This is a genomic window from Opitutus sp. sgz309028, from assembly GCF_059821195.1.
Map to the genome: position 1 here is coordinate 118,923 of NZ_JCAMRR010000002.1, position 25,268 is coordinate 144,190.

Sequence of the window (25,268 nt, forward strand, 5' to 3'; positions counted from 1 at the left end):
CCCGGCCGCGGTCATAGGCACTGCAACCCCAGCAAGCCCTGCGTTTGGGACCGGCTTCCGACCTCACGTGCCCGCCGCACGTTCGGGCCGCCCATCGAGCGCTTGCCGGCTGACACCGCCAACCCATCAACCAAGCTGCTCCATGAACCTTCCCCGTTCCCATCCGCTGGCGTTCTCCGCCGCCTTGCTCGTTGCGAGCCTGCCCGTCGCTCACGCGCAGACCGCGGCCGCACCGAGGGACTCCTCGGAGAATTCCGAGGTCGTGCAACTCTCCGTGTTCGAAGTCACGAGCAAGAAGGACTCGCCCTACGTCGCCGACAAATCCGTCGCGACCACCGGCTTCGCCGCGGACCTCGCAAAGATCCCGCTCGCGATCAACGTTGTCACGGAACAGTTCCTCAGCGACACGGGCGGCGTCGGTTTCAACGGCGTCGCCGCTTATCAGGCGGGCCTCACGACCGACCAGGGCGGCATGGACGACGGCGCGCGCAACACCGCGGGCGTGAATCCGACGGTCGGCGCCGTCACTGGCGGCGAGCCGCTGCGCACCCGCATGCGTGGCCAGCCGATCAATCTCAGTCAGCGCAACGGCCTGCCGATGATGTTCGGCTTCGGCACGGAAAACGTGAATCGCGTCGAAGTCGCGCGCGGTCCGATGACGGTGTTCATCGGCGGCTCGACGCTCGGCGGCGTGATGAATCTCGTGACCGAAAAGCCGTCGTTCCAGCGCAGCGGTTCGCTCAACGTCCGCGTCGATTCCAACGAAAGCTTCATCTCGAAGCTCAATCTCACCGGCCCGATCGTGAAGGACAAACTCGCGTATCGGTTCATCGCCTACTACCAGGACGGCAACACGTGGCGCGACGACAGCCACAACCAGACGCGGTTCATCAACCCGCAGCTGACCTGGCGGCCGTTCAAGCGCCTGACGACGCGACTCGAATACGCGCATCGCAAACGCAGCGGCAATGCGGTCAGTCATTCGCAGCAGTCCACGCAGAATTACCAGAACGACTACGACAATCCGCCGCAGGCGCTGCTCGATCTCGGCAGGAGCCGCACGACCGGTCCCAACGCCGGCCAGCCGTTCACGATCGCGGAATACCGCACGCGCATCGGCCGGGCGTTTGCCACGTGGCGCTCCGATCGCTACACGGCCTACGGCAACTGGGTGTCGCTCGGCGAGGGCGAGGGCTTCGTTGCCGGCGATTGGCCCGGCGGGGTCGAGGCCAACCATTTCGGCGCGCACAATCCGTTCAACTCCGACTACGACCTGGTCGAAAGCGAAACGAATCTGTTTGTCGCCGACTGGCTCGAACTCCGGCTCGTCGGCCGCTGGATGGATCTGCACAGCACCACGACCGCGTTCGGCAACGCCTACCGGCGCTACCCGGACGGCTCCACGCCGCTCGCGACGAGTTTTTCCACGAAGCGCGAGGAGATTCCGCTCAACGGCAAGGTCGAGGCCGTGCTCAGCAAGGAAATGCTCCGCATCAAGCACAAGCTGCTCCTCGGCTACGAGGCGGCGTTCAACCAGGCGTGGTCCGTGAATCCAGTCTGGAACTACACGAGCCTCGGCACGGTGGCCGGTTCGCCCAACGTCGCCGGTTCGCCCGCGACGCTGACCGGCTCCAACATCTTCGGCTATTTCGATCCGCGCGTGCATCAGGTGCCCGATTACACGCAGGTGCAGAAGTTCGCCGACGAGGTTTACGCCGACGGTGTCTCGGCCCAGTTCTACACGCGCTCGTTCCCGGAGGCCGGCTACGCCGCCTATAGCGGCAGCTTTTGGAAGGACCGCATCAGCGTCTTTGCCGGTTATCGCAACAGCATCATCCAGGCGCACACGTGGACGGAGGATCGCAATCGCACCCGGCTCGCGAGTTCGACGATCACGCCGAAGCAGTCCACGCAGTCGCGCACGATCGGCGTCGTGTTCGAGCCGTTTCCCGGCCTGAATTTCTACGCAAGCGAAAACATCGGCCAGGAGGCGCAGACGGGTTCGTTGATCAACGCGACCACCACCTCCTTCAACAACCTCGTGACGCTCGAGGAGCGCGCCGCGAATCTCGTGCCGGACCTGGAAGGCTACGGCCGCGAGGCGGGCGTGAAGGTCGAGATGCTCGATCGCAAGCTCATCGGCCGCGTCGGCGTCTTCGACCTTTATCGTCACAACACGATTGTCGTGGACAACGAGCGCACCGCCAACGACCCGCGCAACGTGGGCACGCAGGTCGATCCGAATCCCGCCACGCAGAACACCGCGCAGACGGCGCGTGTGCAGTGGAACCGCACCCTCGACGGCAATCGCTCCAGCGGCATCGAGGTCGGTTTCACCTGGATGCCGACCCGCAACTACACCGCGGTGCTCGAGATGAGCCACCTGTGGACCAACAAGCTCACGGTGAGCAAGCCCGCGAGCACGAGCCCGACGGTGTTGATGGATTACATGATCCTCAACGGCCGCCCGCTCGACAACACGCCCGACGACACGCTGCGCCTCTGGCAGAAATATTCGTTCACCGAGGGCCGGCTCAAGAGCGGCTGGATCGGTTTCGGCGTGCGCGCGCAGAGTTCGCTCATGCCGGCGGCGAGCACGTCGTCGTGGGGCACGGTCGTCCGCGGCTGGGTGGTGTATGACCTCGCGCTCGGCTACACCGTCAATCTTGCCGGTCGCCCGGTCGAGTTTCAGCTCAACGTGGAGAATCTCACCGACGAACTTTACTCGGCGGGTGGCCGTTCGTTCTCGCCGCCCCGGCAGTGGTTGCTGCAGGCGACGACGCGGTTCTGAGCGGGACGACGGAATCGATTAACGCAAACGGCGCGCGTCGAGAGGACGCGCGCTTTTTTTTTGGCTGCATGCGCCCGGAAGGTAGTTCGCGTGTCCCCGCGAGGACGCCGCTGTCCTAAGTAGCGAAGGCAGGCGCGATTGAGCGGAGCCGGCCGCGGTCCCAAAAAAAAACAGCGCACATCTTGCCGGCGGTTTTCGTCACCATTCGCCAACTCGCGCGTCAGATTGCCAAGATTGGGGATAACGAGTCCGTTGCGCTCGGTTTCCATTTCGTATCTTTTCGGCTCTCTGATGAAAAAACGTGTCATTCTCACGACCTTGGTCGCGCTGGCAGTGGTCGGTGCGATCTTCGGCTATAAAATTTTGACGCTGCGGAAAGCCGCGGCGGCGATGGCGGCGATGAAGCCTCGACCTGCGGCGGTCACCACCGCGCCGGCGGTGCAACAAAACTGGCGCACGCTGCTTTCGGCCGTCGGAAGCGTGGAAAGTTACCAGGGAATCACCGTGCGGACCGAGATCGAGGGACGCGTCTTGAAAATCGGTTTCGAATCCGGCACGCACGTCAATGAAGGCGATCTCCTGATCGAGCTCGAATCGTCCACCGAGCAGGCGCAGCTGACGAGTGCGGAAGCCGGGGCGAAGCTCGCGCAGGCCTCGTTGAACCGGGCGCGCGAGTTGCGCTCGACGAACGTCAGCACCGCCGCCGAGCTCGATGTGGCGGAGGCGAACCACGCGCAAGCCATCGCCGCCGTCGACGCCATCAAGGCGACCCTCGCCAAGAAGCGCATCGTCGCGCCGTTCGCCGGCCGCGTGGGCATTCGCACGATCGACGTCGGCGAATTTCTAAACAAGGGCGAGGCCGTGGTCACCCTCGAGGCTGTCGATCCGGCTTACGTGGATTTCGCGCTGCCGCAGCAGGATATCCCGCAGCTGCGCACCGGGCTCACGGTGCGCGTCAGCGTGGATGCGTTTCCCGACCGCACGTTCGAGGGTAAAATCGAGGCGATCGATCCGCGCGTGACCGAAACGACGCGCAACGTGCGCGTGCGCGCCATCGTGCCGAACTCCGACGAGATTTTGCGCCCCGGCCTGTTCGCGCGCGTGGCGGTGGAGCTGCCGGCCGAGACGCCCGTGCTCGAGCTGCCGGCGACCGCGATCGTCTACAGCCCTTACGGAAATTCCGTCTATGTCGTGGTGGAAAAGGCCGGCGACAACGGCGCGACCCAGCTTGTGGTCGAGCAGCGCTTCGTCACCACCGGGACCAAACGCGGCGATCTCGTTTCCATCGTCAACGGGCTCAAGCCCGGCGAACAGGTCGTCACCTCCGGCCAGATGAAGCTGCGCAACGGCGCGGCGGTCGTCATCAACAACTCCGTCGTCCCCGCCAGCAACCCGGCGCCCACGCCGGCGCAGAGCTGAGCCGCTCCGAGGCACTTCGCGGCCGCTTCCGGCGTATCCGGGATACCGTGACGCCATCGGCCGGCTTCGTCGCCTCCTTATCCTCATGAGATTCACCGACCTTTTCATCCGCCGTCCCGTGCTCGCGACGGTGGTCAACCTTTTCATCCTGCTCGCCGGCTGGCAGTCCATCCGCGCGCTCACCGTCCGGCAGTATCCGCGCACGGAAAACGCCGTGGTGAGCGTGAGCGTCGCCTATCCCGGCGCCAACGCCGACCTCGTGCGCGGCTTCGTGACCACGCCGCTCGAGCGCGAGATCGCCTCGGCCGACGGCATCGACTACCTTGAGTCCTCCAGCCGCCAGAATTCCGCCACGATCACCGCGCGCCTGCGCTTGAACTTCGATCCGAACGACGCGCTCACCCAGATCACCTCCAAGGTGAATCGCGTGCGCGGCGAGCTGCCCGCGGGCGCCGAGGATCCGGTCTTCGACGTCTCCGTCGGTGAGACGACGGCGTCCGCCTACCTCGGTTTCTACAGCGACACGATGAGCGGCAATCAGATCACCGACTACCTCGTGCGTGTCGTGCAGCCGAAGCTGTCCACCGTCCCCGGCGTGCAGAAAGCCGAGGTGCTCGGCGCACGCACCTTCTCGATGCGCATCTGGCTCAAGCCGGACCGGATGGCGGCGCTGGGATTGAGCGCGGCGGACGTCCGCAGCGCGCTCGCGGCGCAGAACGTGCTCTCGGCCGTCGGCCAGACCAAGGGTTCGATGCTCACGGTCTATCTCACGGCCGAGACGGATCTCACGTCGGCGGAGGGGTTCCGCAACATCATCGTGCGCGAGCACAACGGCGAACTGATCCGCGTCCGCGACATCGCGGATGTCGTGCTCGGCGCCGAGAGCTACGACAGCTCGGTGAAGTTCTCGGGGCAGAACGGCGTGTTCATCGGCGTCTTCGCGCTGCCCACGGCGAACTCGATCGAGGTGATGCAAGGGGTGCGGGAAATCCTCCCGGACATCGCGGCGCAGCTTCCGCCCGGCCTGCACGGCAAGGTGGTGGCCGACCTCACCGAGTTCATCACCGATTCGATCAGCGAGGTGATGCATACGCTGCTCGAAGCCATGCTCATCGTGGTCGTGGTGATTTACCTCTTCCTCGGCTCGTTCCGCTCCGTGTTCATTCCGATCGTCGCGATCCCGCTGTCGATCGTGGGCGCATGCACGTTCATGCTCGCCATGGGATTTTCGATCAACCTGCTGACGCTGCTCGCGATGGTGCTCGCGATCGGTCTGGTGGTCGACGACGCGATCGTCGTGGTGGAGAACATCCACCGTCACATCGAGGAGGGGCTGACGCCGTTCGACGCCGCGCTGCGCGGCGCGCACGAACTGGTCGGTCCCGTCATCACGATGTCGATCACGCTCGCCGCGGTGTTTGCGCCGATCGGTTTTCAATCCGGCCTGACCGGCGCGTTGTTCCGCGAATTCGCGTTCACGCTGGCCGGCTCCGTGATCATTTCCGGCGTGGTGGCGTTGACGCTCACGCCGATGCTTTCGTCGAAGATCCTGCGCCATAATCCGAATCCGCGCGGGTTCGAGCACTGGCTGGACGTGGCGTTCACCAAGCTGCGCAGCGCCTACGAGCGCTCGCTGCACACGGTGCTCGAAACGCGGCTGGCGGTGGTGATCGTCGCGGTGCTCGTGTTCGGCTCGATCATTCCGTTCTTCCTCATGACCAAGAGCGAACTCGCGCCGGACGAGGACCAGGGTATCATCTTCATGCAGGCCCAGGCGGCGCCGAACGCGACGCTGGAGCAAACGGAGATGTTTGCCGATCAGGTCTCCGCGATCATTCGCGAGAACTACCCGAACGAGACGGCCGACATTTTCCAGCTGGCCGGATTCGGCGGAGCCACCAACACGGCGTTCATCGGTTGGCGCTTGAAGCCGTGGAGCCAGCGCGATCGCTCGGCCGCGGAACTCCTCGCCGAGATCCAGGGGCGGGCGGCGGCGGTCGCGGGCTTGAACACCGCGGCATTTCAACGTCCGCCGCTGCCGGGTTCGACCGGCGGCCTGCCGGTGCAGTTTGTCATCGGTTCGACGGAGGAGCCACTGCGCGTCGCGGAAGTTGCCAACGATCTCCTGCAACGCGCGATGGCGAGCGGATTGTTCCTGTTCGGCGACACGAACCTGAAATTCGACCAGCCGCAGGTGAGCATCGAGATCGACCGCGAAAAAGCCGCGGCGCTCGGCGTCAACATGCAGCAGGTGAGCTCCGATCTCGGCTCGATGCTCGGCGGCGGCTGGGTCAACCGCTTCGCGATCGAAGGACGCGCCTACAAGGTCATCCCGCAGGTGACCCGCCTGGCGCGGCTCAATCCGGATCAGTTGAAGGACTACTACGTGTCGACCACGAAGGCCGGCCTCGTGCCGCTCTCGACGTTCGCGACCTTGAAGGAGACGACGCAGCCGCGCGAACTGCGGCGCTTCCAGCAATTGAACGCGGCCACGGTGTCGTTCCTCCCGGCGCCCGGCGTGTCTCAAGGCGAGGCGCTGGCGTATCTGCAGGAGCAGGCCAGCACGTTTCCGCAGGGCTTCACGGTCGATTACGCCGGCACGTCGCGTCAGTTCATGCAGGAGGGCAGTTCGCTCCTGGCGACCTTCGCGCTCGCGGTGCTCGTGATCTTCCTCGTGCTCGCGGCGCAGTATGAAAGCTTCCGCGATCCGCTGATCATCCTCATGTCGGTGCCGCTCTCGATCGCAGGCGCGCTGCTGTTCCTTTTCTTCGGTTTCGCGACGCTCAACATCTACACGCAGGTCGGACTGATCACGCTGGTGGGCCTCATCACGAAGCACGGCATTCTCATCGTGGAGTTCGCGAACAAGCTCCAGGAAGAGGAGGGCTACTCGGTTCGCGAGGCCGTGCAGCACGCGGCCGGCGTCCGGCTGCGCCCGATCCTGATGACGACCGCGGCGATGGTGCTCGGCGTGCTGCCGCTGGTGTTTGCGTCCGGTGCGGGCGCGGCGAGCCGGTTCTCGATCGGTCTCGTGATCGCGGCGGGCATGTCGATCGGCACGCTCTTCACGCTCTTTGTGGTGCCGACCTTCTATACGTTCATCGCCCACGACCGGAAGAAGGAGGCCGCGGTAGCGGCCGCGAGGTCGACGCACGTCCATCCCGGCGCCGAACCCGGGACGGCGGCGGCGGAGATCTGAGCGAAGCGCACCAGATCGATCAGCGGGCGGGGCGGATGATCGCCCCGCCTTTTTTGTAATTGGAAAACGGGGACGCACGGCGCCGCCCCGTTTTTCCCGCAAATCGCCCACCGGCGGCGGCAGCCAGTCCCATTTGGCTCCCCACGGGCGGGGAGCGTTGCCACTGAAGCGGCGCGCCAGCGGCGGAAGCGCCGCGGCGCCACACACCTAACCCCCGACCTCCCCCCATGCTCTCCCTGCGCGTTGGTTCCCCGACCCTGCGTTTCGTTGGCGCGGCGCTTTGCGTTGCCGCCTTTTCCCTGCCCGCCGCCTTCGGCCAGGGCTGCGTCATCGCCCGCGGCGGTGGATCCGCCATGATCCCTGACGGCGCGTCCTCGCTGCAGCCCGGCCACTGGCAGGTCACGGTGGCGCACCGCTGGTTCAAGTCGCACCGGCATTTCGCAGGCGACGACGAACAGGTGCATCGCGAGATCGAAGGCACGGAGGTCGTGAATCGTTCCCACTTTCTGGATACGACGCTCACCTACGGCTGGTCGCCGCGTCTGAGCCTCAACCTCACGCTGCCGTTCGTGCATCACGACCGCTCGTCGATGTATGAGCACCTCGGCAACGCCTCGGGCAAACGCTACCACACGCAGGCGGCCGGGCTCGGCGACATGCGCGTGAGCGCGAATTACTGGGTGCTGAACCCGGAAGAGCATCATCGGGGCAACCTCGCGGTCGGCCTCGGCCTCAAGGCGCCGACCGGCGACTACAAAATGGCCGACACCTTCATCCGTCCGACCGGCCCGACCCTCCGCTATGTCGATTCGTCGATCCAGCCCGGCGACGGCGGCTGGGGGTTCACCGTCGAGCTCCAGGGCTATCTGCACCTCGTCCAGAACTGGTCCGCTTACGGCAATGCGTTCTATCTCTTCAATCCCAAGGAGCGGATTGCCTCCACCGGCTTCTCCGTGCCCGACGCCTACCTGGCCCGCGGCGGGTTCGAATATGCGGTGACCTCCGTGCGCGGTTTGTCGGTCGGACTCGGCGCCCGGATCGAGGGCGTGCCGGGTAACGACGCCTTCGGCGGCAGCCGCGGCAGCCGCCGCCCGGGTTTTGCGGTGGCCGTCGAGCCGGGCGTAGCCTTCACCAAAGGTCGTATCACTGCGGCGGTGACGGTGCCGGTGGCGGTGCATCGCCGTCGTTCGACGACGTATGGTTCGGCGCGAGCCGGCGACGCGGCGTTCGCCGATTACACGGTGAACTCGAGTCTGACGGTGCGGTTCTGAGCTTTTCAATCGGAACGGCCGCCGCGCTCCGGAGTCGGCAAACCGACACGGAGCGCGTGACCGTTGTCCGCAGGCGCAGGATTGCGGTCGGCCAGGGCGGCGATTTGACTGGGGCGAGCCTGTCGAATTCATGAAATCTACCCCCTGGCGCTGGTTGGTCCTTCTCGTTCTCTGTTCGTCGTTCTGCACCGCCGCGTTCGCTGCCGCTGCCGCAAAGCCGACGACCGTCTCGGATCTTTGGAACGCGTCATGGATCGCGCATCCGACCGATCCGGAGCTCGGCTATGGGGTGTATCGTTTCCGGAAAACCTTCGAGCTCTCCGAAAAACCGGAGCGCTTCGTCGTGCAGGTTTCCGGCGATCGCCGCTACCGGCTGCTGATCAACGGCACCTCGGTCGCGGTCGGTCCGCAACGCGGCGACGCGTTGCGGTGGCATTACGAAACGGTCGACCTCGCGCCGCATCTGCGACCGGGCCGCAACGTCCTCGCGGCGACCGTCTGGAACTACGGCGCCGAGCATCCCTACGCGTTGCACACGGTGCGCACGGCTTTCATCGTGCAGGGCGCGGGCGAGTCGGAGAGCGTCGTCAACACCGACGACAGCTGGCGCGTGAAGCGCGAGGACGCTTATGCGGCGCTGCCCGTCGATCACGCGGCATTGCGGACGTTCATCGTCGTCGGCCCTGGCGACCGCGTGGACGGACGCCGTCTCGCGTGGGGCTGGGCGGAGGCGGATTTCGACGACGCGGGCTGGCCCCACGCGGCCGCGCTCGGCCGGGGCACGCCCGAACGCATGGCGACCGACGTGAGCTGGTGGCTCGCGCCGCGAACGCTCCCGCTGCCGTTTGAGCGCCAGCAGCGACTCGCCCGGGTGCGCCGGTCGGAAGGCGCGCCGGTGCCGGAGAATTTCTTGCGCGGAGCCAACCCGTGGCGGATTCCGCCGCGAACGGTGGCGCGCGTGCTGCTCGATCAAGGTTTCGAAACCAATGCGTATCCAGAACTTCATGTCAGCGGCGGAAAGGATGCCGTGTGCCGGCTGACGTATGCCGAAGCCCTTTTCGATTCCGCCGGCCGAAAAGGAAATCGCGACGAAATCGACGGCCGCCGGATCGTCGGGGTGCAGGACGAGTTTGTGGCCGACGGCGGGGTGGAGCGCGTGTTTCGGCCGCTGATGTTTCGCACCTACCGTTACCTCGAGTTGACCGTGGAGACCGGCGACGAGCCGCTCACGGTGCTCGATCTCACGGGGGTGGCCACCGGTTATCCCTTTGAGGAGCGCGGGCAGTTTTCCAGCGACGATTCCCGGTTGAAAACGATCTGGGACGTGGGTGTGCGCACCGCGCAACTCTGCGCCTATGAGACCTACGTCGACTGCCCTTATTACGAACAGCTGCAATACGTCGGCGACACACGCATCCAGGCGCTGATCTCGCTGTATGCGTTTGGCGATGACCGGCTGATGCGCAACGCGATCGAGCAGTTCGATCGGTCGCGGTTGTCGTTTGGGCTCACGCAAAGCCGCTATCCGGTCACGAGCGCGCAGATCATCCCGCCGTTTTCGCTCTTCTGGATCGGGATGGTGCACGACTACTGGATGCACCGCGACGACGACGCGTTCGTGCGCGCGCGACTGCTGGGCGTGCACAACGTCCTCGCGTGGTTCGAGGAGCGGATGGATCCGGCGACGGGATTGCTGGGGCCGCTGTCGTATTGGAACTTTGTGGACTGGCCGGACGAGTGGCCATGGGTCGACGCGGCGCGTCCCGGCGGACAACCGGCGGGCATTCGCGAAGGCGGCTCGGCCATCGTGTCGCTGCAATTCGCGTGGGCGCTGCAGCAGGCGGCCGCGCTGGCCGACGCGTATGGCCAAACCGCCGAGGCAACCCGCTGGCGCGACATAAGCGCCCGCATCCTCGCGGCGGTGCGGCAAAACTGCTGGGATCCGCAGCGTAATCTGTTCGCGGATACGCCGGATCGCGATCGTTTCAGCCAGCATGTGAACGCCCTCGCCGTGCTGACCGGTGCCATCGGAGGTCCGGAGGCGACGGACCTGATGCGACGCGTGCGCGACGACGCGACGCTGACGCAGTGCACGCTCTATTTCCGGTTCTACCTGTTGCGCGCGGCGAAGCAGGTCGGGCTGGGCGACGACTACCTGCGGGCGCTCGGACCGTGGCACGACATGCTCGCGCGCGGATTGACGACATTTGCCGAGCGGCCCGATCCGACGCGCAGCGATTGCCACGCCTGGAGTGCGTCGCCGGTCTACGAATTCCTCGCGACCGTGTGCGGCATCGAGCCGGCGTCGCCCGGCTTCCGGCGCGTCACGATCGAGCCGCGTCTGGGCGAACTGCGCCGCGCGGCCGGACGGGTGCCGCATCCCGCCGGGCCGATCGAGGTGAATTTCGAGCGGGCGGACCACGGTCTGCGCGCGGAAATCAGTCTTCCTCCCGGGATCAGTGGAACGCTGCTTTGGCGCGGCGAGACGATCGAGCTGCGCCCCGGCGCCCAGACGATCCAGCGCTAGCCGGAGCGACCGGGGCCGCCGGCGCCGCGCAGGAAATGCGCAGAAGATGCGCAGAAGATGCGCAGAAGATGCGCACTTTTTACCAAAATACTGCGAGGTGGGTTGCAGGTTTTTCGCTAGTTTTGGCGAATGGCCCCTATCGCCTCTGACCTCGGACCCCAGGCTTGCGGCAGTGCCTCGTTGCTTCATGGCGCGGCGCTGCTCGTCGATCCCTTGTTGAACAAGGGCACGGCATTCACCGAAGAGGAGCGGAATCTGCTCGGCCTGCGGGGCCTGCTGCCGCCAAAGGTTTTCACGATCGAGGAGCAGCTGGTCCGCGTTTATAACAACTTCAAACGAAAGTCCGATCCGCTGGAGAAATATATCTTTCTCAGCATGCTCCAGAATCGGAACGAGACCCTCTATTACCGGCTGATTCTCGAACATTTGGAGGAGATGATTCCCATCATCTACACGCCGACGGTCGGACAGGCGTGTCTCGAGTTCGGCGCGATTTTCCGCCGGCCGCGCGGGTTGTTCATCAGCATTCGCGACCGGGGACATATCGCGGAGCTGTTGAGCCACTGGACGCGGACGGATGTGCGGATGATCGTCGTCACTGATGGCGAGCGCATCCTCGGATTGGGCGATCTCGGCGCCCTCGGCATGGGCATCCCGATCGGCAAGCTCGCGCTCTATACGGCCTGCGCCGGCGTGCATCCGTGCTATACGTTACCGATCGCGCTGGATGTCGGCACCGACAACACGGCGCTCCACTCCGATCCGCTTTATATCGGACTGAACCAGAAACGCGTGCGCGGGCCCGACTACGATGCGTTCATTGACGAGTTCGTGACCGCGGTCAGCAAGGCCTGGCCTCGCGCGCTCCTGCAGTGGGAGGATTTCGGTAATACGAACGCCTTCCGTCTCCTGCACCGTTATCGCGAGCGGATCTGCAGCTTTAACGACGACATCCAGGGCACCGCAGCCGTGGCGCTCGCCGGGTTGATCGCCAGCCTCCGATTGACGGGGTCGTCACTGAAGGAGCAGCGGCTGCTCTTTCTCGGCGCCGGCGAGGCCGGGATCGGGATCGCCGACCTGTTCGTCGCCGCGGCGCGCGCCGAGGGGTTGAGCGAAAAGGAAGCGCGGGAACGATGCTGGTTCGTCGATTCGCGGGGTCTCGTGGTCCAAAGCCGGCTGCCGAAACTCGCCGAGCACAAAGTCGCGTATGCGCACGTGCACGCCCCGCTCGCGCATCTGGCGGACGCCATCGATGCGCTGCGACCCACCGCGCTGATCGGTGTGTCCGGCCAGCGTGGGGCCTTCACGCCGGAGATCATTCAAGCGATGAGCCGGCTCAGCGCCCGACCGGTGATCTTTGCGCTCTCCAATCCGACGGCGATGGCGGAGTGCACCGCGGAGGACGCGTATCGCCACAGCGGCGGCCGCGCGATTTTCGCGAGCGGCAGCCCGTTCCCGCCGGTGACCTTCGAGGGCAAGACCTTCGTCCCTGGCCAGGGCAACAATGTGTATATCTTCCCCGGCGTCGGTTTCGGCGCGCTCGTGAGCCAGTCGCGGCTCGTAAGCGACGGCATGTTCCTGACGGCGGCGCGAACGCTCGCGGCGCTCGTGACGGACGAGGACCTGGCGATGGGACGCGTCTATCCTTCGCTCACCCAGATTCGCTCGGTCTCGGTGGCGATCGCGACGGCGGTCGCTGACGAGGCCTTCCGCAGCGGCACCGCGCGCGCACCGCGTCCGCACGATCTGACCGCCGACGTGCAAGCGCGGATGTTTCAGCCGGATTATCGCCCGCTCGTCCCGAACGCCGACGCGTGAAAATTTACGCCGACCGTCGCGGCGTGGCGCCTTCGTCGGCATTCGAGGCAAGGCGGCATCAGGGGCTAGATAACCGCGGCGTCGCACGCGGGCGCACGGCCCATGCGCCCGGCCCAAGCAGGGCCTGAGTGCCGAGCGCGATGGTGAGAAACGCAGGATATTCCCAGCCACCGTCCGGCATCGAAAACATCCAGCCATTCGGAGCGTGCACCGTCCAGGCGCCGAGCATCACCGGCATCAAGGCGGCGGACACCCAGCGTGTTTGCCAGCCGGTCACGAGGAGCGCGCCGCCGATAGCCTCGACTCCGAAAACCGGATACGCCGTCCAGTCCGGAAATCCGTGCGCGGCGAAGAACGCCGCCGTGCCGGGCAGCGTGAACATGAAGTATTTCGCGGCGGCGTGCGCCAGCATCACCGCGCCCAGCGCGCAACGCAGCAGGGTGGCGCCGTAGTCCGGTAGAGAAGGGGAAGTCGTTTTCATGAGCGAGTCGGGAAACGTCATGAAACTACCGCAGAACGCCCTCGGCCGGGTAATGCTTTCAGGTTGGCACCGTCATGCCGGCTGGGCATGACTGGCGCCCGCATGGAACTGAGGCATCTGCGGGCGCTGGTGACGGTCGCCGAGACCGGCAGCATTACGGCGGCGAGCAAACGGCTGCGCCTCGCGCAACCCGCGCTCAGCCGGCAGCTGCGTGCGCTCGAGCAGGAGATCGACGCCTCGCTCCTGGAGCGCAGCGCCCGCGGCGTCCTGTTGACCGAGGCGGGCAAGGCTTTCGCTGCCGATGCCCGCGGGATTCTCGCGGCGGCCGAAGCCGCGGCAACGGCGGCGCGGGCGCGGGCTCGCGGCACCGTGGGCGAACTGCATCTTGGCTACGCGCCGTCGCCGACCGCTGAAATTCTGCCGGCGGCGCTGAGGACACTGGCCGAGGCCGCCCCCGCCGTGAACGTGGTGCTGCACGATCTCGGAGGCGACGAACTGCTGCTCGGCCTCGAATCCGGAAAACTCCAGTTCGCGGTGATGGTGGATCCGGGCGAGCTCGTGCCGGCCAATGTGATTTTTCGCCCGCTTCAGCGTTACGCGCATTGCGTGGCGTTCGGCTCCCACCATCCGTTCGGACGCCTGAAATCGGTGCCGTTGACGCGGCTCGCGGACGAGCCGCTCGTGGTCTATGACCGCCGCCACTACGGTGAATACCGACGCACGCTGGCCGCGTTGCTGGCGCCGGTGACGCGGGCGCCGAACATCGCGCTCGAGTGCGACGGGCTGACCTCGCTGATCGCGGCGGTGACGGCGGGGCGGGGCGTCGCGGTGGTGCCCGAGGTTTTCCGGCGCTTCTCGGGCGAGGGGATTCGCCTGCGCAAAATTGCTCCGCCGCCGGAGCCACTGGTCATCGGCTACGCGCACCGGGTTGATGTGCCGTTGGCGCCGATTGCGCGACGACTGATCAAAATTCTCCTCAGTCTCGCGCGGGACACCGCCGCGGAACGCCCCGGATCGCCATGACCCACCGCGGTGTTCAGACCATCGTGAGCGCTCGCCGACAACCACCTCGGGCAACCGTGTCCAGTCCCTCCCTTCCGACCGCCACCAAGCAGAGTGTCATACATTATATGACACTCTGCTTGAGGCGGGGAGAGGCAGACGCGAGGCGGTCGGGGGTGAGGCGGAGCGGAGTTTTGCCTTGTCGAGAAAAGGGCGGGCGGCATGGTCGGGCGATCGGCAATGGATTCTGCCGGCCCGCTCTGCGGGAAACCGCCCGACGAGCGTTGGGGCTGATGACTCCTGCTGCGAGGCGACGCATTGAGGAACCATCATGTCCTTATACTTCTGGATTTTTTTCGGCAGCGGTCTGGGCGGTCTGGCGCGGTTCGCGCTCTCCGGCCTGGTGGCCCATCGCATCGGCGAAACCTTCCCGTGGGGCACGCTGGTGGTGAACGTGTCGGGTTCGTTCGTCATCGGATTTTTCGCGACGTTGACCGCACCCGACGGCCGTATCCTCATCGGCCCTACCGCGCGGCAGTGCGTGATGACCGGCATCCTGGGCGGGTTCACGACCTACTCGTCCTTCAGCCTGCAAACGCTCGCGCTGGCGCGGGACGGAGAATGGCTGCGCGCCGGCGCGAACGCTTCCGGCACTTTCATCGTTTGTTTTCTCGCCGTGTGGCTCGGACACCTCTGCGCCGCCTGGCTCAACGCTGCGAAAGGATCGTGATCATGCACCTGCCCACCGACTCCACGCTGTTGCGTATTTTCATCGGCGAATCCGACCGTCACGGCGGTCTGCCGCTCTACGAAGCCATCGTGCTCAAGGCCCGGGAAACGGGATTGGCGGGCGCCACGGTGTTGCGCAGTCCGATGGGCTTCGGCGCGGCGAGCCGGTTGCACACGGCGAAAATCCTGCGACTCTCCGGCGACCTGCCCATCGTGGTCGAAATCGTCGACGACGAAGCCAAGATCAACGGCTTCCTGCCGGTGCTCGACGGGATGATGGGAGGCGGCCTCGTGACGTTGGAAAAGGTCCGCGTGATTCGCTATCGCCACGATCGCGGCACGCCATCGCCCCAGCCGTGAAGTGGCGTCGAGCCGAACTCCGGCCGCCCGGTCCTCACGAGCCTGCGACGCGGTCCCGCAGCGCGGCATTTGATTTGACGATTCTGTAAACTCGTTCCCCTTCGGACGGTCGCCCTTTCCCTTTTCGAATGAAACTCTGGTCGAGAATTGCTGCGTTTCTGCTGCTGGCGCTTTGGTTGCCGGCGACCCAGCATTGCGATCTGGAAGCGGCGGGCCTCGAATTTTCGGCCCACGAGGGTCACGCCTCCGCGACCTGTCAGGACGCCTGCAAGGACGATGCTTGCCGCAATGTCGAAGGCGTCGCGTTTCCGAAGCAGGTCGGTTCGGTGCGGGTCCTCCCGCCGCCGGTGCTCGCACTGTGCGAGGGCTTGCGGGCGCTAATGACTCCGCGGGTGGTCGCGATCGTGACACCGGTCGTTGAAGGCGAGAGCTCGGACGAACTTCTGGTGCTGCATCGCACCTGGTCCTTTGTGCACCGCGCCGCGCTGCCCGCGCGGGCGCCGGATTCGCTGGCCTGAACCGTCCCTGCGCGGACGGATTTTCCAGGCTGATTGTGCCCTGCTGACGCGCATGCGTGCGCGCGTGGGGCGTTCCGAATCCCTCCTTTCCCCAACTTACCATGTCCCGATCTCTTCGTTTTCTCCGGCCGCGTCCGGTCCTAGCCGCGGTTTTGCTCTTCGCCACGCACACCGTCCTCGCCGAGCAAGTGCCGTCGTCAGCAGCCGTTTCCCTCACAGAAGCGCTGCGGCGTGCGGCTGAACGCAATCCGGCGTTGCTGGCGAAACGCCATGACGAGCGCGCGGCCGAGGCGCTGATCGAACAGGCCGGGCTGCGTCCGAATCCGACGCTCGACGTGGCGCTGGAGAATTTTGCCGGCACCGGTGCGGTGCAGGGCGTGCGTGGTCTGGAAACCACCGTGCAGGCGAGCCAGGCTTTCGAGCGCGGCGGCAAACGCGATCGCCGCGTGGTGCTCGCCGGCAGCGAACGCGCCGCGGCCGCAAGCGAATATGCGGTGCTTCGCGCGGAGATCCTCGCGGCGACGGCGACGGCTTTTGTCGAAGCGCTGGCCGCGCAGGCACGCCTCGCGCTCGTGGCCGAGCCGCGGCGTCTGGCGCGTGAGACCGTATCCGCGGTGGAAGGGCGGGTGAAGGCCGGGGCCGCTTCACCGGCCGAATCGGCGCGCGCCCGCGCGGGACTCGCGGTCGCCGAGGCCGACTTCGTCCGCGCCGAGGCGTCGCTGAACGCCGCGCGCGCGCGTCTCGCCGCGACCTGGGGCGGGGCGTCTGAGGAGGTGGCGACAGTGTCCGGGGCGTTGCACCTGCCGGAGGCCTTGCCGGATCGCGAGGGGTTGTTCGCACGACTTGTGGAGCATCCGCGTTTGGAATGGCAGCGGACCGTGATCGCGAGCCGCCGCGCGGCGCTCGATCTGGAGCAGGCGCAAGCCGTGCAGGACATCACCGTCGGCGGCGGGGTCCGCTTTCTCCGCGATGGCAGCGACGCGGCCTTTGTCGCCGGAGTTTCCGTGCCGCTGCCGGTGCGCAATCGCAATCAGGGCAACATCCGGGCCGCGCGGGAGACGTTGTCCCGCGCGGAGCAGGAGGTGCGCACGGTCGAGGTGGAGTTGCGGGCGGCGTTCGTCGCCGCCTGGCAGGACCTTTCGGCCGCCCATCGGGCCGCGCGCAACCTGCGGCAGCAGGCGCTGCCCGCGACCGAGGAAGCGCACGAAGCGGTGCGTCATGCTTACGAGCAGGGGCAGCTGCCGCTGATCGATGTGCTCGATGCCCAGCGCGCGCTCGCCGCGATTCGTCGTGAAATTCTCGATACGGAGTCCGCCTATGCCCTGGCGCTGGTGCGCCTGGAGGCGTTGACCGATCCCGCCTACGCGGCCCTTTCCCGCCTGATCGCCCAACCCTGATCGCCCAACCCTGATCGCCCCTTCCCGCTTATGAAATTCAGACTTCCCCTCACGATTCTCGCCGTGCTGGCGCTCGGCGGCGCGCTGGCCTTTTATCTGCACGAAAGTGGGCCTCAATACGCGACGGGCGACGCCGACGAGCACGGACACCACGGCCACGCCGAAGCGGAAGGCGAGCGAGGGCCGCACGGCGGGCGGCTCCTGGTGGACGACAGTTTTACTGTGGAACTCGCGATCGTCGAAGCGGGGGTGCCGCCCGAGTTTCGTGCCTGGTTCACGCGGGACGGCGAAGCGGTGGCACCTTCCACGGTGACGCTGACGGTCGAGCTCACGCGACCCGGCGGAAAGGTGGAAACGCACCGGTTTGTCGCCGAAGGCGACCACGCCCGCGGCGTTGGCGAGGTGCGTGAACCTCACTCTTTCGATTACCGCGTCGTGGCGGAGCAGGCCGGTCGCACGCACCGCTGGACGTTTTCCGCGCCGGAGATGCAGACGACCATTCCGGCGGACGTGGCGCGGCGTTCTGGCGTCGAGGTCGAGGTGGCGGGTCCCGCGACGATGCGCGAGACGCTCTCCGTTTATGGCAGCGTGAAACTGAACGCCGATCGCGTTGCGCGCGCGGTGCCGCGTTTCGGCGGCATCGTGCGCGAAGCGCGCAAGGCGCTCGGCGACCCGGTCGCGGCCGGCGAGACCGTGGCGGTCGTCGAAACGAACCAATCGCTCGCGACGATCGAGGTGAAAGCGCCGATTGCCGGCGTGATCGTGGATCGCGACGTCAATGCCGGGGAAACCGCCGGCGACGGCGCGACGCTCTACACGATCGCCGACTTGTCGGACGTCTGGGTCGATCTCAACGTGCCCAAGCGCGATCAAGCCCGCGTGAAGGTCGGGCAAGCCGCGGTGATCCATGCCGACGACGGTGGGGCGGACGCATCGGGCAGGATCGCCTGGTTGTCGCCGGTCAGCTCGCCCGAAGCCCAGACGCTCATCGCGCGTATCGTGCTGCCGAATACGGAGCAACGCTGGCGTCCAGGGCTCTACGTCAAGGCGGCGATCACCCTGAGCGAAACGACGGTGCCCGTGGCCGTGAAGGACTCGGCGCTGCAGTCGCTCGCGGATTTCACGGTGGTGTTCTCGCAGCATGGGGACATTTACCAGGCGCGCCCGGTGGAGTTGGGGCGTCGGGGCGGCGGTCATGTGGAAGTGCTGGCGGGCCTCGAGGCGGGCGAACGCTATGTCACGGGGAACAGTTACCTGATCAAGGCGGACATCGGCAAATCCGGTGCGGCCCACGAACATTGAGGAACGCGCCATGCTGACGAACATCATTCGCTATGCGATCCGTCACCGCTGGCTCGTCCTGATCCTCACGATCGGGATCGGCGCGCTGGGCGTCTATAATTACCGGCACCTGCCGATCGATGCGGTGCCGGACATCACGAACGTCCAGGTGCAGATCAACACCGAGGCGCCCGGCTTTTCCCCGCTGGAGGCGGAGCAGCGCGTCACGTTTCCGGTGGAGACGGCCATGGCCGGCCTGCCCGGTTTGGATTACAGCCACTCGATTTCGCGCTATGGGCTTTCGCAGGTGACGGTCGTTTCCAAGGACGGCACCGACATCTATTTCGCCCGGCAGCTCGTCAACGAACGTATCCAGGAAGTGAAGTCACAGCTTCCGCCCGGCCTGGAGCCGACGATGGGGCCGATTTCCACCGGGCTGGGCGAGATCTTCATGTTCACCGTGGAAGCGGAACCGGGGGCACGAAAACCTGACGGCTCGGCCTACACGCCCACGGATCTGCGCGAGATTCAGGATTGGGTCGTGCGTCCGCAGCTGCGCAACCTGGCGGGCGTCACGGAGGTGAACACCATCGGCGGTTTCGTGAAGCAGTTTCACGTCACACCGCGGCCGGACCAGCTGATCGCCTACGGATTGACGCTGCGCGACGTGATCGACGCGCTGGCGCGCAACAACGCCAATGTCGGCGCGGGCTACATCGAGCGGCACGGGGAGCAATATCTCATCCGGGTGCCGGGCCAGGTCAGCGGCATTCCCGAGATCGAGAACATCGTCGTCGCGCGGCGCGGCGGGCAGCCGGTGCGCGTGCGCGATGTGGCGGACGTCATCCTCGGACAGGAACTGCGCACGGGCGCCGCCACCGAGAACGGACGCGAGGTCGTGCTCGGCACCGTGTTCATGCTCATCGGTGAGAATTCGCGCGAAGTCTCGACACGAGTTGCGGCCAAGCTGATCGACGTGAACCGCAGCCTGCCGAAAGGCGTGGTGGCGAATGCGGTCTACGATCGGACGGCCTTGGTGGATCGCACCATTGGCACCGTGCAGAAGAACCTCGTGGAGGGTGCGCTGCTGGTGATTGTGATTCTTTTTCTCCTGCTCGGAAACTTTCGCGCGGCACTCATCACCGCGGCCGTCATTCCGCTGTCGATGCTGGTCACGATCACGGGCATGGTGACCAACCAGGTATCGGGAAACCTGATGAGCCTCGGCGCGCTCGACTTCGGCCTGATCGTGGACGGCGCGGTGATCATCATCGAAAACTGCCTGCGTCGGTTCGGACACGAGCAGCATCGGTTGAGCCGTCTGCTGACGCGGCCGGAGCGTTTCACGCTGGCGGCGGAGGCGACGGCGGAGGTGATCAAGCCCTCAATTGCCGGCGTGTTCATCATCACGGTCGTCTACATCCCGATTTTCGCGCTCACCGGCGTGGAGGGAAAGATGTTCCATCCGATGGCGTTCACCGTCGTCACGGCGCTGCTCGGGGCGATGATTTTGTCCATCACCTTCGTGCCGGCGGCGGTGGCGATTTTCGTGAGCGGAAAAGTTTCCGAGCAGGACAACGTCGCGATCCGTGGCGCGAAGTCGCTCTACCGGCCGGTCCTGCGCTTTGCATTGTCGGTCCGGCCGGCGGCGGCCGTCGCGGCGGTGGTGGCGGTCGGACTGGGCGCGCTCGCGGGGTCGAAGCTGGGCACGGAGTTCATTCCCGGTCTCGACGAGGGCGACATCGCGCTGCACGCGTTGCGGATTCCCGGCACCAGCCTCACGCAATCGCTGCAGATGCAGACGATGGTGGAGGAGACGCTACAGTCATTTCCCGAGGTCGAGCGCGTGTTTGCGAAGATCGGCACGGCCGAAGTGGCCACGGATCCGATGCCGCCGAGCGTGGCCGACACCTATGTGATGTTGAAACCGCGCGACCGGTGGCCCGATCCCAAGCGCGACAAATCCGACCTCGTCGCGGCGATGGAGGCCGCCGTCTCCCGGATCCCGGGCAACAACTACGAATTCACGCAGCCGATTCAGATGCGGTTCAACGAACTGATCTCCGGGGTGCGCTCCGACGTCGCCGTCAAGGTGTATGGCGACGATCTGGACGTCATGACGGAAGTCGGAGAACGGATCGAAGCGGTGCTTCAGCAGATTCCGGGTGCGGCGGATGTGAAGATCGAGCCCGCGACGGGGCTGCCGCTGCTGACGGTGCAACTCGACCGCGAGGCGATCGCGCGCTACGGTCTCGCGGTCGGCGACGTGCAGGAACTTGTTGCGACGGCGCTGGGCGGCACGGCCGTCGGGCAGGTGTTCGAAGGCGACCGACGTTTCGATCTGGTGGTGCGTTTGCCGGAAGAGCTGCGCACCGATCTCGCTGCGCTCGGCGACCTGCCGGTGCCGCTGCCGCGGCTACACGACGACGAGGCACAGGTTTTGCCAGCGATGCTTCGCGCCGGTGGACATGGCGCGCCGGCGGACGAGTTGACGCGCGCCTACATTCCCCTGCGCGAGGTGGCGCGGATCGAGATCGCGCCCGGGCCGAACCAGATCAGCCGCGAGAACGGGAAACGGCGCGTCGTCGTGACGGCGAACGTGCGCGGTCGGGATCTCGGGAGCTTTGTCGGCGAGGCGCAGGAGCGCATCGCGCGATCGGTGGAGGTTCCCGCGGGCTACTGGCTGGATTATGGCGGCACGTTCGAGCAGCTGATCTCGGCGAGCAAACGACTGCAGATCGTGGTGCCGGTGGCGCTCCTGCTGATCTTCGGATTGCTCTTCATGACCTTCGGCAACGCGAAGGATGCGCTGCTGGTTTTCACCGGCGTGCCGCTCGCGCTGACTGGCGGGATCGCGGGGTTGTGGTGGCGGGGCATTCCCTTGTCGATTTCGGCAGGGGTGGGATTCATTGCCCTTTCCGGCGTGGCGGTGCTCAACGGGCTGGTGATGATTTCGTTCATCCGCAGTTTGAGAGCGGACGGGAAATCGCTCGACGTGGCCGTGGAGGAGGGCTGCCTCACGCGACTGCGGCCGGTGCTGATGACGGCACTGGTGGCGAGTCTCGGTTTCGTGCCGATGGCGCTCGCCACCGGGGCGGGAGCGGAGGTGCAGCGTCCCCTGGCGACGGTCGTGATCGGGGGGATCGTCAGTTCGACGCTGCTGACGCTCGTCGTGCTGCCGGCGCTGTATCGCATGGCGCACCAGGACGGCGAGCGGGCGGACGGGTGAGCTTCGCAGGGCCCGCCAGTGGACTTCTGTTCACCGATATAATGAACTGAAATGAACCAATAGGTGCAGCGGATCCAGAGGGCGGGAGGCGGGAGTGCGCCTGGGCGGGGCGCAGCTCCTCTTCGAGCGATTGACATCGGCGGAGGACTCTGCGGGTTTGGGCGGGTTGCGCCGTTTCTTTAACTTCCCCCGTGTTGTATAAGTTCATGAACATAAGTTCCGGTATTCCCGCGCTCTGGATCGCCGCGCTGACGCTGGTGTCGGCGGGGCACGGCGGAGAGCGCGAGGCGGACCTCCTGTGGTATGATGCTCCGGCGACGACGTGGGAGGCGGCGTTGCCGTTGGGAAACGGGCGGATCGCGGCGATGGTGTTCGGCGGGATCGAGCGCGAGCGCATCGCGCTCAACGAAGACACGCTGACCTCGGGGGAGCCGCCGGCAGACTTGAGGTCGCTCGACATCACGACGACCTATGACGACGTGCGCGCGTTGTTGGCGGAGGGGAAACCCTCGGCAGCGGAAGCGATCATCAAGTCGAAGTGGCTGGGCCGGAGTCAGCAGAGCTATCAGCCCCTGGGTGATCTGTGGCTGGAGATCGAAGGCGACGGGGAAGTATCGGCCTACCGACGCTGGCTGGATTTGAGAACGGCGGTCGCCGGGGTGTCGTATGCTCGAGGCGGGGCGACCTTTTCCCGCGAGATGTTTGTGAGTCATCCCGATCAGGTCATGGTATTACGGATACGAACGAACCGGCCGGGTGCGATCGGAATGAAGGTGGGGTTTTCGTCGCCGCATCCCACGGCGGAGGTCCTGGCGAAGGGCAGGGAAATAAGAATGTCGGGTCAGGTGCCGGGTTTCGTCGGCCGACGGGAGCTGGCGCTGGTGGAGAAGTGGGGGGATCAGTGGAAGTATCCGGAGAATTTCAATCCTGACGGAACGAGGAAGGCGCACGCCGCGCAGGTGTTGTACGGCGCGGCGATCGATCGTCGTGGGACGTTTTTCGAGTCGCGCGTCCGTGTGCGCACCGATGGCGTCGTCAGCGCGGCGGACGGGGCGTTGCGGATCGCGGTGGCCAGTGAAGTCGTTCTCGTTCTTGGAGCGGCGAGCAGTTTCAACGGCGTGAGTCGCAGCCCGAGCCGCGAGGGCCGCGATCCGGCGAAGTTGAACGAGGCGACTTTGGCGAGGAGCGAGGGAGCATCGTTCGAGGCGATGCAGGAGCGTCACGTGGCGGATCATCGGGCGTTGTTCGATCGCGTGGAGTTGGATCTGGCGGGCGAGCCGTCGAAGACGCATTTGCCCACCGACGTCCGGATCGCGTCGTTTCGCGAGTCGGGCGATCCGGCATTGGCGGCGCTCCTGTTTCAATTTGGACGTTATCTGATGATTGCCGGATCGCGCGAAGGCACGCAGCCGCTGAATTTGCAGGGAAAGTGGAACGACCAGGTGATTCCCCCTTGGTCGTCCGGCTACACGCTCAACATCAATGCGCAGATGAATTACTGGCCGGCGGAGACGACGAATCTGGCGGAGCTGCACCAGCCGCTGTTTCAGATGATGCGGGAGCTGGCGGTCAACGGCGCCGTCACGGCCAGATCCATGTATGGTCGTCGCGGATGGGTGGTGCATCACAACACGACCTTGTGGCGGGATACCTTTCCGATCGACGGCTGGGCGCACACGTCGATCTGGAACATGGCGGCGGGCTGGTTGTGCAGCCATCTGTGGGAGCACTGGCTGTTCAGCGGTGACGAGGCGTTTCTGCGGAATGAAGCCTATCCGCTGATGAAAGGTGCGGCGGAGTTTGTGTCGGACTGGTTGGTGGAGGCGGCGGATGGGACCTTGGTCACGCCGGTCAGCACATCGCCGGAGAACAAGTTCGTCACAAAGTCAGGTGAGCGCGCCTCGGTCAGCGAAGGCGCCACGATGGACCTTGCGATTGCACGGGAACTGTTGGCGCGCACGGCGGAGGCGGCCGAGCGGTTGGGGACGGATGAGGCTTTTGCGCAGCGCCTGCGCGAGCAGTTGGGGCGCATCGCGCCGTATCGTATCGGCGCTCGCGGGCAGCTCCAGGAGTGGCGGGAGGATCAGGTGGAGAACGATCCTGCGCACCGGCATCTCTCGCATCTCTACGGCTTTCATCCGGGCAATCAGATCAACGGGGATGCGACGCCCGAGTTGCTGCGGGCGGTGCGGCGGACGCTGGAGCTGCGCGGCGATGAAGCCACGGGGTGGTCGATGGGATGGAAGTTGAATTTATGGGCGCGGATGCAGGACGGGGACCGCGCCTACACGATCATCCGTAATTTCTTTCATCTGGTGGAATCGACTGAAGTGGGGATGACCGGCGGCGGGCTGTATCGAAACCTGTTCGACGCGCATCCGCCGTTTCAGATCGATGGAAATTTTGGATACACTGCCGGAGTCGCGGAGATGTTGGTGCAGAGTCACGCGGGCGTCGTGCAGTTGTTGCCCGCGCTGCCGTCGGCCTGGCCGACCGGGAAGGTCAGAGGGCTGCGTGCGCGCGGCGGGTTCGAAGTGGACCTGAGCTGGGCGGAGGGAAAATTGACCGAGGCGACGATCCGGTCGAAGCTTGGAGGCGTGCTGAGATTGCGAACGCCCGTGGATGCGGCGATCTCGGGGGGCACGAGTCAGCCCGCGGCAGGCGCGAATCCGAATCCGCTTTTCCGGATCGTTCCCGCCGGCCGGCCGGAAATCATGGCGATGGCGGACGACGACGAGGGGGTGCTCCCTGCCACCTGGACCGTGGATATCGAAACGACTCCGGGTGGCGTCTATCATGTTCGCGCGCGTTGAACGCAGTCGCACCTCCGGCCCGAAAGCTATCTCGCCCTTTTCATCATGAGCAAAAACTACTCGATCGCCCACCTGAACGACATCGCGCCCGTGAAGTGCCCCTGCGGCTTTTCCAAACGGGCGTTCGCTACGCCCGACAATCAAGTGGCCACCCTCCACCTGGTCGACATCCAGGAGGATGCGCAGACGCATTATCACAAGAAGCTCACCGAGATTTATCTGATCCTCGAAGGCGAAGGATTCATGGAGCTCGATGGCGAGCTGCATCCGGTGAAACCGATGTCGACGATCTTGATCAAGCCCGGCTGCCGGCATCGCGCGATCGGGAAGCTGAAGCTCATCAACGTGCCGGTTCCGGCATTTGATCCGGCAGACGAGTGGTTCGATTGACCGTGGCTGGTGTCCGGCCGCGCTCACCGGAGAAACGGCCGGA

At 65.7% G+C, this 25,268-nt stretch carries 16 protein-coding genes and 1 riboswitch; of the genes, 15 read left to right on the top strand and 1 reads right to left on the bottom strand.

The annotated features are described in order from the left end of the window. Nucleotides 1-142: 142 nt before the first annotated feature. The 6 genes from AC6RV7_RS06485 (at nt 143) to AC6RV7_RS06510 (ending at nt 13,025) form a co-directional block, all read left to right on the top strand. Nucleotides 143-2,791 (top strand): TonB-dependent siderophore receptor, encoded by a 2,649-nt coding sequence (locus tag AC6RV7_RS06485; RefSeq protein WP_500093099.1) that lies wholly within the window; start codon nt 143-145, stop codon nt 2,789-2,791. A 291-nt stretch (nt 2,792-3,082) separates the two neighbouring features. Then, nucleotides 3,083-4,210 (top strand): efflux RND transporter periplasmic adaptor subunit, encoded by a 1,128-nt coding sequence (locus tag AC6RV7_RS06490; protein WP_500093100.1) that lies wholly within the window; start codon nt 3,083-3,085, stop codon nt 4,208-4,210. Nucleotides 4,211-4,295: 85 nt separating this feature from the next. Beyond that, nucleotides 4,296-7,409 carry an efflux RND transporter permease subunit gene (locus tag AC6RV7_RS06495; protein WP_500093101.1) on the top strand — a complete coding sequence of 1,038 codons (3,114 nt, stop codon included), beginning with the start codon at nt 4,296-4,298 and terminating at the stop codon, nt 7,407-7,409. A gap of 227 nt (nt 7,410-7,636) precedes the next feature. Then, on the top strand, nt 7,637-8,680 hold the full coding sequence (locus AC6RV7_RS06500; RefSeq protein WP_500093102.1) for a transporter: 1,044 nt from the start codon (nt 7,637-7,639) through the stop codon (nt 8,678-8,680). Between the two features lie 130 nt (nt 8,681-8,810). Beyond that, nucleotides 8,811-11,207: an alpha-L-rhamnosidase-related protein gene (locus AC6RV7_RS06505; protein ID WP_500093103.1), complete on the top strand. Its 2,397-nt coding sequence runs from the start codon at nt 8,811-8,813 to the stop codon at nt 11,205-11,207. A gap of 129 nt (nt 11,208-11,336) precedes the next feature. Then, the gene (locus AC6RV7_RS06510; RefSeq protein WP_500093104.1) at nt 11,337-13,025 is read left to right on the top strand and encodes an NAD-dependent malic enzyme; all 1,689 of its coding nucleotides are present in this window, start codon (nt 11,337-11,339) and stop codon (nt 13,023-13,025) included. Between the two features lie 58 nt (nt 13,026-13,083). On the opposite strand, the gene AC6RV7_RS06515 is transcribed toward AC6RV7_RS06510, so the two are convergent. Beyond that, on the bottom strand, nt 13,084-13,506 hold the full coding sequence (locus AC6RV7_RS06515) for a DoxX family protein (protein ID WP_500093105.1): 423 nt from the start codon (nt 13,504-13,506) through the stop codon (nt 13,084-13,086). A gap of 102 nt (nt 13,507-13,608) precedes the next feature. On the opposite strand from AC6RV7_RS06515, the gene AC6RV7_RS06520 reads away from it, so the two are divergent. The 9 genes from AC6RV7_RS06520 to AC6RV7_RS06560 all read left to right on the top strand — a co-directional run bounded on the left by AC6RV7_RS06520 (nt 13,609) and on the right by AC6RV7_RS06560 (nt 25,225). Further along, nucleotides 13,609-14,529 carry a LysR family transcriptional regulator gene (locus AC6RV7_RS06520; protein WP_500093106.1) on the top strand — a complete coding sequence of 307 codons (921 nt, stop codon included), beginning with the start codon at nt 13,609-13,611 and terminating at the stop codon, nt 14,527-14,529. Between the two features lie 206 nt (nt 14,530-14,735). Further along, a riboswitch (Fluoride riboswitch) is annotated at nt 14,736-14,818 on the top strand. Between the two features lie 21 nt (nt 14,819-14,839). Next, a complete protein-coding gene (gene crcB, locus AC6RV7_RS06525) occupies nt 14,840-15,238 on the top strand; it encodes a fluoride efflux transporter CrcB (protein WP_500093107.1) in 399 nt (132 codons plus the stop codon). 2 nt (nt 15,239-15,240) lie between these two features. Continuing rightward, on the top strand, nt 15,241-15,597 hold the full coding sequence (locus AC6RV7_RS06530; RefSeq protein WP_500093108.1) for a DUF190 domain-containing protein: 357 nt from the start codon (nt 15,241-15,243) through the stop codon (nt 15,595-15,597). 128 nt (nt 15,598-15,725) lie between these two features. After that, nucleotides 15,726-16,115, top strand: a complete 390-nt coding sequence (locus AC6RV7_RS06535; RefSeq protein WP_500093109.1) for a hypothetical protein — start codon at nt 15,726-15,728, stop codon at nt 16,113-16,115. A gap of 101 nt (nt 16,116-16,216) precedes the next feature. After that, complete coding sequence (locus AC6RV7_RS06540) at nt 16,217-17,512, top strand: TolC family protein (protein WP_500093110.1); 1,296 nt, start codon at nt 16,217-16,219, stop codon at nt 17,510-17,512. Nucleotides 17,513-17,542: 30 nt separating this feature from the next. Then, the gene (locus AC6RV7_RS06545) at nt 17,543-18,814 is read left to right on the top strand and encodes an efflux RND transporter periplasmic adaptor subunit (RefSeq protein WP_500093111.1); all 1,272 of its coding nucleotides are present in this window, start codon (nt 17,543-17,545) and stop codon (nt 18,812-18,814) included. 10 nt (nt 18,815-18,824) lie between these two features. Next, entirely contained in the window at nt 18,825-22,022 is a 3,198-nt protein-coding gene (locus AC6RV7_RS06550; protein WP_500093112.1) for an efflux RND transporter permease subunit, read from the top strand. A gap of 206 nt (nt 22,023-22,228) precedes the next feature. After that, complete coding sequence (locus tag AC6RV7_RS06555) at nt 22,229-24,835, top strand: glycoside hydrolase family 95 protein (RefSeq protein ID WP_500093113.1); 2,607 nt, start codon at nt 22,229-22,231, stop codon at nt 24,833-24,835. 45 nt (nt 24,836-24,880) lie between these two features. Then, on the top strand, nt 24,881-25,225 hold the full coding sequence (locus AC6RV7_RS06560; RefSeq protein ID WP_500093114.1) for a cupin domain-containing protein: 345 nt from the start codon (nt 24,881-24,883) through the stop codon (nt 25,223-25,225). Nucleotides 25,226-25,268: the final 43 nt, after the last annotated feature.

Excerpts from the sequence above, each read along its gene's own strand:
- AC6RV7_RS06495 (WP_500093101.1), top strand. The coding sequence starts at position 4,296 with ATGAGATTCACCGACCTTTTCATCCGCCGTCCCGTGCTCGCGACGGTG.
- AC6RV7_RS06550 (WP_500093112.1), top strand. The coding sequence starts at position 18,825 with ATGCTGACGAACATCATTCGCTATGCGATCCGTCACCGCTGGCTCGTC.
- AC6RV7_RS06520 (WP_500093106.1), top strand. The coding sequence starts at position 13,609 with ATGGAACTGAGGCATCTGCGGGCGCTGGTGACGGTCGCCGAGACCGGC.
- AC6RV7_RS06505 (WP_500093103.1), top strand. The coding sequence starts at position 8,811 with ATGAAATCTACCCCCTGGCGCTGGTTGGTCCTTCTCGTTCTCTGTTCG.
- crcB (WP_500093107.1), top strand. The coding sequence starts at position 14,840 with ATGTCCTTATACTTCTGGATTTTTTTCGGCAGCGGTCTGGGCGGTCTG.
- AC6RV7_RS06510 (WP_500093104.1), top strand. The coding sequence starts at position 11,337 with ATGGCCCCTATCGCCTCTGACCTCGGACCCCAGGCTTGCGGCAGTGCC.
- AC6RV7_RS06530 (WP_500093108.1), top strand. The coding sequence starts at position 15,241 with ATGCACCTGCCCACCGACTCCACGCTGTTGCGTATTTTCATCGGCGAA.
- AC6RV7_RS06545 (WP_500093111.1), top strand. The coding sequence starts at position 17,543 with ATGAAATTCAGACTTCCCCTCACGATTCTCGCCGTGCTGGCGCTCGGC.
- AC6RV7_RS06485 (WP_500093099.1), top strand. The coding sequence starts at position 143 with ATGAACCTTCCCCGTTCCCATCCGCTGGCGTTCTCCGCCGCCTTGCTC.
- AC6RV7_RS06535 (WP_500093109.1), top strand. The coding sequence starts at position 15,726 with ATGAAACTCTGGTCGAGAATTGCTGCGTTTCTGCTGCTGGCGCTTTGG.
- AC6RV7_RS06490 (WP_500093100.1), top strand. The coding sequence starts at position 3,083 with ATGAAAAAACGTGTCATTCTCACGACCTTGGTCGCGCTGGCAGTGGTC.
- AC6RV7_RS06500 (WP_500093102.1), top strand. The coding sequence starts at position 7,637 with ATGCTCTCCCTGCGCGTTGGTTCCCCGACCCTGCGTTTCGTTGGCGCG.
- AC6RV7_RS06555 (WP_500093113.1), top strand. The coding sequence starts at position 22,229 with ATGAACATAAGTTCCGGTATTCCCGCGCTCTGGATCGCCGCGCTGACG.
- AC6RV7_RS06560 (WP_500093114.1), top strand. The coding sequence starts at position 24,881 with ATGAGCAAAAACTACTCGATCGCCCACCTGAACGACATCGCGCCCGTG.
- AC6RV7_RS06515 (WP_500093105.1), bottom strand. The coding sequence starts at position 13,506 with ATGAAAACGACTTCCCCTTCTCTACCGGACTACGGCGCCACCCTGCTG.
- AC6RV7_RS06540 (WP_500093110.1), top strand. The coding sequence starts at position 16,217 with ATGTCCCGATCTCTTCGTTTTCTCCGGCCGCGTCCGGTCCTAGCCGCG.